This is a genomic window from Carboxydocella sporoproducens DSM 16521, assembly GCF_900167165.1.
Lineage (GTDB): Bacteria > Bacillota.
In genome coordinates, this window is record NZ_FUXM01000014.1 from 38374 (window position 1) to 47219 (window position 8846).

An 8846-nucleotide genomic window follows, 5' to 3' on the forward strand; every position below is an offset into this window, starting at 1 on the left:
ACCATTTCGTGTCGATTTTAGGACATTTTATGTCGAAAATGCTGTCGAAAAGGCGGTATGGCAGTACACTGAAAATGCAATTATAAGTGTTTTTGCTGGAGGTGTACTGATATGCACGCACTAACTCTTGTTTTGACGGCAGCTCTGGTTTTAATTTTAGCGTATCGGTTTTATGGTGCTTTCATTGCTGCCAAAGTTCTGGCCTTTGACGGTGAACGCACCACGCCCGCCCATCGCTTTAATGATGGTAAAGACTATGTTCCCACCAATAAATGGGTTGTCTTTGGCCATCATTTTGCGGCGATTGCCGGGGCTGGACCACTGGTTGGCCCCGTGCTGGCAGCACAATTTGGCTATTTGCCCGGTTTCCTCTGGATTCTGATCGGTGCTGTGCTGGCAGGGGCGGTTCACGACATGGTAATCTTATTCGCCTCTGTTCGTCATGATGGAAAATCCCTGTCAGACATTGCTCGCGCTGAAGTAGGACCAGTTACTGGCTTTGCAACCGGGATTGCCATTTTGTTGATTATCCTTATTGCGATGGCCGGATTGGGGATTGTTGTAGTAAATGCCCTGTTCCAGAATGCCTGGGGGGTATATACCGTAGGCATGACAATTCCCATTGCAATTTTCATTGGTTTATATATGCATAAATGGCGTCCTGGAAAAATTGGTGAGGCTTCCCTGATCGGTACGGCTTTGATCATGCTGGCGGTAATAACTGGTCCCTATATTAAAAATTCTGGTTTCGCCAGCTGGTTTATCTTTTCTGAGAACGCTTTAAAGATCTTGCTGCCAACATATGGGTTCCTGGCAGCTGCGCTTCCAGTTTGGCTGTTGCTGGCCCCCCGGGATTATTTAAGCTCTTACCTTAAGATCGGCACCATCTTGGCCCTGGCGCTGGGGATCATTATTGTCAATCCGGAAATTCATATGCCGGCAACCACCAAGTTCGTTGCTGGAGGCGGTCCGATCATTCCCGGTAAGGTTTGGCCTTTTGTTTTCATCACCATCGCCTGTGGAGCTATTTCGGGTTTTCATGCTCTGATTTCCTCAGGTACTACTCCTAAAATGATTAATAACGAAAAGGACATTCAACTGGTCGGTTTTGGCAGTATGCTGGTTGAAGCTTTTGTTGGTGTAATGGCTTTAATTGCTGCCACAGTTCTTCTGCCTGGCGATTATTTTGCCATCAACACCAAACCTGAAGTTTTTGCCAAACTGGGGATGCAAATTGTTAACCTGCCGGAGCTATCCAGATTGGTTGGCGAAGAAGTGGCGGGTCGGCCCGGCGGTGCTGTATCACTGGCTGTAGGTATGGCCTATATTTTCTCCAGCATACCTGGATTAAAACATCTGATGGCTTACTGGTATCAGTTCGCCATCATGTTCGAAGCACTCTTTATTTTAACAACCATTGATGCCGGTACCAGGGTAGCCCGTTATATTTTGCAAGATTTTGCCAGAGTCAAAAACCCCAATGCCCCCTGGAACGTCATCATCACCAGTGCTATCGTTTCCTTTGCCTGGGGATACTTGATTTACGGTGGTGAAATTAAGACCATCTGGCCAATCTTCGGGGTTTCCAACCAGTTATTAGCAACTCTGGCTCTGGCAATCGGCACTACTATCATTCTTAAGAAAAGCGGAAAAATATCATACGCTTTGATTACTTTCGTGCCGATGGTTTTCCTGGCCATTACAACAATTACTGCTGGACTAACTACAATGATCAACGTCTATCTACCGAAAGGGATGTACTTGAATACCGGGCTAAGTATCTTGATGATTTCACTGGCTGCTGTTATTTTGCTGGATTCCTTCCGGCGCTGGTTCCAGATCATCAAAACCGGTGAAAGATCATCATTACTGCAATAACTTTATTCTGCAAGGGGGGCAGCCGTAATGGTAACACTAGAACCTGAGGTAGTAAAATATCTAAACAGAAAGGGAGTAAAGGCCATTACTATTGAAGCCCCCAATTCTGTTCACTCCTGTTGTGGGGAGTTCTGTTTCGAACCGGGGATCAGGCTAGGTGCTCCGATAGGGAAACAAGAAGACTATTTGTGTTTTGTCAGTAATAACATTGAAATTTATTACCATCAGGAGCTGCCAAGGAAGCCAGTTATAATTGAAAGGCAATCATGGGGACTATTTTCAACTCTGCACATCAAAAACTGGAGAATCTTATAAAAAAGAGGGTGTCAAGTAAAATTGCTTGACACCCTGATCTTTTTTGTGTAGAATTAGTAAGGAACAAAGGTGGGGAGCCTAATGGTGATACCGTTTGAACAAAGGGACTATATCAGTCTGCTTTTGTCCTTTTATAGTGACTTTCTGACGGACAAACAAAAACTGGTCATGGAGTTATACTATGATGAGGATTTAACACTAACGGAAATCGCAGAACAATTGGCTGTTTCCCGGCAGGGTGTACATGATCTTTTAAAACGCTCCCTCAAACAATTGGAAGAACTGGAACAGAAGCTGGGTTTGGTTGCCAGATATAATCAAGTAAAAACAATGGTTGAAAAAATTGATCAACAACTGGCTGCTGGTCAAATCGATGAGGCTCGCACATTGGTGAAAAAATTACTGGCGTTTTTTTAAAGGCAGGTGTAAAACCATGGCTATTTTTGAAAATCTCAGTGAACGTTTGCAGGCAGCATTTAAGCGGCTGCGCGGTAAAGGCAAGGTTACTGAAGAAGATGTTTCTGAAGTGATGCGCGAAATCCGGGTGGCACTTTTAGAAGCAGACGTAAGTTATAAAGTAGTTAAAGATTTTATAAAAAAAGTAAAGGAACGCGCTGTTGGACAAGAAGTTTTAGCCAGTTTAACACCGGCTCAGCAAGTGATTAAAATAGTCCATGAAGAACTGATAGAACTTCTAGGTGGTATACAAAGCCGGTTAACTACTGCTCCCAAGCCCCCTACAGTTATCATGCTGGTTGGTTTACAGGGGGCAGGGAAAACCACAAGTGCTGGCAAGCTGGCCAATTTATTGCGTAAACAAGGCAAAAAGCCCCTGCTGGTTGCTGCTGATATTTATCGACCTGCTGCTGTTAAACAGTTGCAGGTTTTAGGAGAGCAACTACAAATACCTGTGTTCGCTATGGGGACCTCAGTTAGCGCAGTCAATATAGCAAAAGGGGCCCTTGAATATGCGGCATCTCATGGTCGAGATATGGTGATAATCGATACGGCGGGAAGATTGCATATTAACGAGGAATTGATGCAGGAGCTTCAGGATATCAAAGCCGCTATCAAACCCCATGAGATATTGCTGGTTGTTGATGCGATGACCGGTCAGACAGCTGTAGAAGTGGCTGAGACCTTTAATGCCCAGCTGGGTATCGATGGTGTTATTATGACCAAATTGGATGGTGATGCCAAAGGGGGAGCAGCTCTTTCAGTTCGGGCTGTTACCGGTAAACCAATAAAATTTGCTGGCATGGGCGAAAAACTGGATGCTCTGGAACCTTTTTACCCGGATCGACTGGCATCACGGATCCTGGGTATGGGAGATGTGCTGTCTCTAATCGAAAAGGCACAGGCTGCTTTTGACCAGGCGGAAGCGGAAAAACTGCAGGAAAAGATGCGAAAAGCAGAATTCACCCTGGAAGATTTCCTGAACCAGATGCAGCAGATGAAAAAACTGGGGCCGCTGGAGAATATTCTAAGCATGCTGCCTGGCATTGGAGGTAAAGAGCTGAAAGAATTACAAAAGCAGATTAATCCCAAAGAAATGGCGCGTGTAGAAGCCATCATCCTATCCATGACCCCTCAGGAAAGAGCAAAACCGGAAATTATTGACTCCAGTCGTAAGAAGCGTATTGCCAGAGGTTCAGGCACTCGTGTACAAGATGTAAATAAACTTTTGGAGCAATTTAAACAGGCGAAAGCGATGATGAAACAATTCGCTCAGCTGGAGAAGAAAATGAAGAAAAAAGGCGGTATTAAATTGCCGTTCTTTAAATAGAGAAATCGATATTCTGACAAGGAGGTGAGACTAGTGGCTGTAAAAATTCGCTTAAAGCGGATGGGTTCCAAGAAAAATCCCTTTTATCGGGTAATCGTGGCTGATTCCCGTTCTCCCCGGGATGGCCGTTTTATCGATGAGCTGGGTTATTATAACCCGACTACCCAACCGGCACAAATCAAGATTGATGTAGAAAAAGCTAATGCCTGGTTGAACAAAGGGGCTCAACCCACCGATACTGTTAAGTCCTTGTTTAAAAAGGCTGGTGTTCAGAAATAGGAGGTGCCACCATGAAAGAACTGGTGGAAACCCTGGCTAAGGCCCTGGTAGAACAGCCCGATCAGGTTACTGTGCTTCTCAAGGAAGATGGTGATGAAATCAACATCAGCCTTAGTGTAGCCCCTGATGATATGGGGAAAATTATCGGTAAGCAAGGCCGAATTGCTAAGGCATTGCGGACTGTTGTTAAAGCAGCTGCTACCAGGGAAGGCAAAAAGGTAAACTTGGATATCCTGTAGAGCAGGGGGCCCGTGGGCCCCTTGTTCAACATCAGGAGGGATTGATTTGCAGTACCTGAATGAAATATTGATCCGCCGGCCGGTAGTGCTGAAAGTCAAAGTAACCGAGGACTTTCGCCAGCGAATGGCTTCGGAAGTAAGAGAAAATCTTAATAGGTTGGATTTGGAATTGCAGCAGCTGGATTTTCTGGTCAAAAGGAACCCTCAGCAGCAAAAAAGATATGAATTGGAAAAACAAAAATTACTGGATCAGAAACAAAACCTCATTCAAAAACTTAAAGAGATTAGCAATTGGACTGTAGGTGAAGAAATCTATCAAGGTACAGTTGAATCTCTGGCCACTCTGCAAATTGGCCAATCTTTTAGCTCCCTTTATGGGGTAGAAGTTGTACTGGAAGATGATCAGGTGATAGCCATTAGACAGCATGAATGGCGGAGGGACTCCAATGAATAATGAATTTATTGCCATTGGGAAAATAGTCAATACCCAAGGACATCGTGGTGAAGTTCGCGTAATTCCTATGACGGATTTTCCGGAACGGTTTTATGAAATGGAAGAGGTTTTAGTACAACAAAATGGAAAAACCCGGGCATTCCATATTGACTCTGCCCGTCCGCATAAACAATTTATTATAGTTAAATTTCGAGAGATCGTTGATATGAACGCAGCTGAACGGCTAAAAGATGCTTATATTGTCATTACCAGGGACCAATTGAAAGAACTACCTCCTGATACCTGGTATATCCATGATTTGCTGGGAATGACGGTTATTACTGATACAGGGGAAAAAATTGGTACGCTGGTTGATGTCTTTTCTACAGGGGCAAATGATGTATATGTAGTCAAGCCTGCAGATGGCGGAAAAGACATTTTGCTACCAGCTATAAAAGATGTCATACTCTCAGTTGATACTGTTACTAAAACAATGACGGTCTACTTGATGCCGGGATTGGTGGATGAAGATGAAATTTGACATACTGACCTTATTTCCCGATATGTTCTGGGGACCTTTTGCCCATTCCATTATAAAAAGGGCGCTTGAAAAGGGTTTGTTAGAAATAAATACCATAAACATCCGCGATTTTACAACCGATAAACACAGAATTGTTGACGATTATCCTTATGGCGGTGGAGCCGGTATGGTCATGAAACCGGAACCAATTTTCCGGGCAGTGGATTTTATCGCAGAGAGAGATGGTCGGGTACCAGAGAATATTATACTTTTAAGCCCACAAGGGAGAAAATTTTCCCAGAATATAGCCCGCGAACTTGCGCTAAAAGAACATCTGGTTTTTATTTGTGGCCATTATGAAGGTATTGATGAACGAGTCAGAGAAGGACTGGTAACAGATCAGATTTCCATTGGTGATTTTATTTTGACCGGTGGCGAATTAGCTGCTATGGTTATTGTCGATGCGGTTGCACGGCTGATTCCGGGGGTTTTAGGGGAAGAAATGTCAGCAGCTGATGAGACGTTTTCCCAGGGGTTGCTGGAATATCCCCAGTATACTCGTCCTCGTGAATACCGGGGTTTAAAAGTACCTGATATACTTTTGTCAGGCGATCACGGTAAAATTGCCCGCTGGCGCCGGCAACAGGCATTGAAACGGACCTTAGCCTGGCGACCTGATTTATTGGAAGCGGTAACATTAAAAGAAGAGGACTACAAACTAATGGAAGAAGAAATCACTGTTGATCCCCGGCAAATTAAAGACTAGGAGGATTGGCATGGCGAAGCCAAGAGTTTTTATCGCGTTGCTACACTATCCAATTTATAACAAACACATGGAAGTGGTTACAACCAGTATCACTAATCTTGATGTTCACGATATTGCCAGAAGTGCGCGGACCTATAACGTGGAGACATACTATATTGTGCATCCGGTTCCAGCTCAGCAGGAGTTAATCAATCATATGCTGGAGTACTGGCGCAGTGGTTACGGAGCAGTTTACAATCCTGACCGTCAAGAGGCATTTCAGAGATTACAACTGATCGATACTCTCGAAGATGTAATCCAGGATATAGAGAAAAAGACTGGTCAAAAACCGGTAACCATAACTACCGATGCTCGAGTCTATCCTAACACTATCTCTTATATAAAATTGCGAGAAGAGATCCATAAGGGTGAAAAACCTTATCTCTTATTATTTGGCACCGGATATGGCATAATCAAAGAAGTAATGGAAGGGGCTGATTATATTCTAGAGCCCATTTATGGTGGAGGAGAATATAATCACCTTTGTGTCAGAAGTGCGGTATCGATTATTTTAGATAGACTTCTGGGAGAGCCCTGGTGGGGAAAATAGTGCTTGTCAAATCATGTTGCATGTGTTATAATGTGCCTTGTGGTAGTACGGGCGTTCCGCTGTCCTGACCAGGGGATATGAGCGTCTAGGCAGGAGGGAGGTTAGCAAAAATGGATTTGTTGACTATGCTGGAAAAAGAACAACTGCGTAAAGATCTTCCCGACTTCCGCCCTGGTGATACAGTTAAGTGCTATGTAAAAGTTAAGGAAGGTAACCGGGAAAGAATCCAGCTTTTTGAAGGGGTTGTGATCAGACGTCAAGGAGCTGGACTGCGCGAGACCTTTACTGTAAGACGGGTAGCTTCCGGGGTTGGTGTGGAAAGAATTTTCCCTGTTCACTCTCCTAACCTGGAAAAAATTGAAGTTGTCCGGCGTGGTAAGGTTCGCCGCGCTAAGTTGTACTACCTGCGGAAATTGAGCGGTAAGGCTGCTCGGATTAAAGAGCTGAAATAGTGTTACAAAAAGGGACTGGGTAGCCGGTCCCTTTTTGCACAGAAAGGGGCGGAAAAGGTTGGTAGAAAATACTGAAAAAAAGGAAGGGCTCTGGGAGCTACTAGAGGCACTGGCAATTGCAGTCGTTCTTGCGGCTATTATACGCTTTTTTGTCGTACAGCCTTTTTATATACCTTCCGGGTCTATGGAACCAACCCTGAAACCTGGAGACCGAATCATTGTTAATAAATTCATTTACCGGTTTACCAAGCCCCAGCGCGGAGATATAATGGTATTTAAGTTTCCACTTGATCCAAAGCGGGATTTTATTAAGCGCGTAATCGGTTTACCAGGGGATATTGTTGAGATTAAGGATAGTAATCTATATATAAACGGTAAACAAATTAAAGAACCATATTTGCCACCGGGATTACGTTTTCAGGATTTTGGGCCGGTAAAAGTGCCAGATGACCACTATTTTATGATGGGCGATAATCGGAACCACTCGGATGACAGCAGATTCTGGGGCTTTTTACCCCAAGATAATATAGTCGGCAAGGCGATGGTCATCTACTGGCCCCTGAGCAGAATCGGTATAATCGACGATTACCACGATTAAGAATAGGATGAGGAAGCATGACTATCCACTGGTATCCGGGCCATATGGCCAAGGCTAAAAATTTATTAAAAGAAACATTAAAAATAATTGATGTCATAATTGAATTAGTAGATGCCAGGATCCCGTCAAGCAGTCGCAACCCGGATTTCGATATTCTATTTGGTACAAAACCTCGACTTATGCTTCTTAACAAAAAAGATTTAGCTGATGATGTACAAACAAGAAGATGGTTGGAATATCTAAATAAATCGAGAGAAAAAAAACAGCGGGCAATTGCTATAAATACAATGAACAAAGAGGGTTATAACGAAATAGTGCCGGCTTTAAAAGACCTGGCTGCTGAAAAATTAGAAGCATTAAAAGCCAAAGGCTATCGCCATCGCCCGATCAGAGTGATGGTGGTTGGTATACCAAATGTAGGCAAGTCCTCTTTTATCAATAAACTGGTCGGTAAAACTATAGCAAAAACAGGTGATAGGCCAGGAGTGACCAGAGGACAACAATGGATCAGAATACATAAGGATATTGAACTACTGGATACCCCGGGCCTACTCTGGCCTAAATTTGCTGATCCCGAAGTTGGTATTAAGCTAGCAGCGACAGGTGCGATTAAAGAAGAAATCCTGCCAATAGAGGATGTTGTCTTATGGATAATCCAATGGTTTCTCGTCCATAAACCGGAAGCATTAAAAGAACGTTATAAACTAACTGAACTGAGTTATGATCCTTATGAGATATTACTGGCAATTGGCCGTAAACGTGGATTTTTGCTGGCCGGCGGAAAGGTAGAAACGCAAAGGACTGCGACAGTTATTCTAGATGAATTCCAGAAAGGCAAAATCGCAAAAGTTACATTTGACTTTATTTTCTGAAGGTGACGCTTAAGAGTCACCTTTTTTTGTTTTTATGCTAGTCCTAGCAATATAGTGATTATTTATGCATTTCAACGGTATCTTGTGATAATTATTTAATTAATTTTGCCATTTGACGG

13 protein-coding genes are annotated in these 8846 nt (G+C 43.6%); all 13 read left to right on the top strand.

Features of this window, described 5'->3' with window-relative positions; all coding sequences use genetic code 11:
* Positions 1 to 111: 111 nt before the first annotated feature.
* The 13 genes from B5D20_RS06980 to ylqF all read left to right on the top strand — a co-directional run bounded on the left by B5D20_RS06980 (position 112) and on the right by ylqF (position 8727).
* On the top strand, positions 112 to 1878 hold the full coding sequence (locus tag B5D20_RS06980; RefSeq protein ID WP_078665516.1) for a carbon starvation CstA family protein: 1767 nt from the start codon (positions 112 to 114) through the stop codon (positions 1876 to 1878).
* A 27-nt stretch (positions 1879 to 1905) separates the two neighbouring features.
* Positions 1906 to 2193, top strand: a complete 288-nt coding sequence (locus tag B5D20_RS06985; RefSeq protein ID WP_078665517.1) for a hypothetical protein — start codon at positions 1906 to 1908, stop codon at positions 2191 to 2193.
* An 81-nt stretch (positions 2194 to 2274) separates the two neighbouring features.
* Positions 2275 to 2610 carry a YlxM family DNA-binding protein gene (ylxM, locus tag B5D20_RS06990; RefSeq protein WP_078665518.1) on the top strand — a complete coding sequence of 112 codons (336 nt, stop codon included), beginning with the start codon at positions 2275 to 2277 and terminating at the stop codon, positions 2608 to 2610.
* 22 nt (positions 2611 to 2632) lie between these two features.
* Positions 2633 to 3979, top strand: a complete 1347-nt coding sequence (ffh, locus tag B5D20_RS06995) for a signal recognition particle protein (protein WP_078665530.1) — start codon at positions 2633 to 2635, stop codon at positions 3977 to 3979.
* A gap of 33 nt (positions 3980 to 4012) precedes the next feature.
* A complete protein-coding gene (rpsP, locus tag B5D20_RS07000) occupies positions 4013 to 4258 on the top strand; it encodes a 30S ribosomal protein S16 (RefSeq protein WP_078665519.1) in 246 nt (81 codons plus the stop codon).
* Between the two features lie 11 nt (positions 4259 to 4269).
* Positions 4270 to 4497: a KH domain-containing protein gene (locus B5D20_RS07005; protein ID WP_078665520.1), complete on the top strand. Its 228-nt coding sequence runs from the start codon at positions 4270 to 4272 to the stop codon at positions 4495 to 4497.
* 46 nt (positions 4498 to 4543) lie between these two features.
* A complete protein-coding gene (locus B5D20_RS07010) occupies positions 4544 to 4951 on the top strand; it encodes a YlqD family protein (RefSeq protein ID WP_159071860.1) in 408 nt (135 codons plus the stop codon).
* Positions 4944 to 5471, top strand: coding sequence for a ribosome maturation factor RimM (gene rimM / locus B5D20_RS07015; protein ID WP_078665522.1), 528 nt, complete (start codon positions 4944 to 4946; stop codon positions 5469 to 5471). Before B5D20_RS07010 ends, rimM begins: the two co-directional genes overlap by 8 nt.
* Positions 5461 to 6216 (top strand): tRNA (guanosine(37)-N1)-methyltransferase TrmD, encoded by a 756-nt coding sequence (trmD, locus tag B5D20_RS07020; protein WP_078665523.1) that lies wholly within the window; start codon positions 5461 to 5463, stop codon positions 6214 to 6216. Before rimM ends, trmD begins: the two co-directional genes overlap by 11 nt.
* A 10-nt stretch (positions 6217 to 6226) precedes the next feature.
* The gene (locus tag B5D20_RS07025) at positions 6227 to 6805 is read left to right on the top strand and encodes an RNA methyltransferase (protein WP_078665524.1); all 579 of its coding nucleotides are present in this window, start codon (positions 6227 to 6229) and stop codon (positions 6803 to 6805) included.
* A 110-nt stretch (positions 6806 to 6915) separates the two neighbouring features.
* Positions 6916 to 7257 (top strand): 50S ribosomal protein L19, encoded by a 342-nt coding sequence (gene rplS, locus B5D20_RS07030; protein WP_078665525.1) that lies wholly within the window; start codon positions 6916 to 6918, stop codon positions 7255 to 7257.
* Positions 7258 to 7315: 58 nt separating this feature from the next.
* Entirely contained in the window at positions 7316 to 7855 is a 540-nt protein-coding gene (lepB, locus tag B5D20_RS07035) for a signal peptidase I (RefSeq protein WP_242947952.1), read from the top strand.
* Between the two features lie 17 nt (positions 7856 to 7872).
* On the top strand, positions 7873 to 8727 hold the full coding sequence (gene ylqF / locus B5D20_RS07040) for a ribosome biogenesis GTPase YlqF (protein WP_078665527.1): 855 nt from the start codon (positions 7873 to 7875) through the stop codon (positions 8725 to 8727).
* The last annotated feature ends 119 nt before the right edge of the window (positions 8728 to 8846 follow it).

Bases quoted from the DNA above. Each gene is read 5' to 3' on its own strand.
- B5D20_RS06980 (WP_078665516.1), top strand. From the start codon at position 112: ATGCACGCACTAACTCTTGTTTTGACGGCAGCTCTGGTTTTAATTTTA.
- B5D20_RS06985 (WP_078665517.1), top strand. From the start codon at position 1,906: ATGGTAACACTAGAACCTGAGGTAGTAAAATATCTAAACAGAAAGGGA.
- ylxM (WP_078665518.1), top strand. From the start codon at position 2,275: ATGGTGATACCGTTTGAACAAAGGGACTATATCAGTCTGCTTTTGTCC.
- B5D20_RS07005 (WP_078665520.1), top strand. From the start codon at position 4,270: ATGAAAGAACTGGTGGAAACCCTGGCTAAGGCCCTGGTAGAACAGCCC.
- rimM (WP_078665522.1), top strand. From the start codon at position 4,944: ATGAATAATGAATTTATTGCCATTGGGAAAATAGTCAATACCCAAGGA.
- trmD (WP_078665523.1), top strand. From the start codon at position 5,461: ATGAAATTTGACATACTGACCTTATTTCCCGATATGTTCTGGGGACCT.
- B5D20_RS07025 (WP_078665524.1), top strand. From the start codon at position 6,227: ATGGCGAAGCCAAGAGTTTTTATCGCGTTGCTACACTATCCAATTTAT.
- rplS (WP_078665525.1), top strand. From the start codon at position 6,916: ATGGATTTGTTGACTATGCTGGAAAAAGAACAACTGCGTAAAGATCTT.
- ylqF (WP_078665527.1), top strand. From the start codon at position 7,873: ATGACTATCCACTGGTATCCGGGCCATATGGCCAAGGCTAAAAATTTA.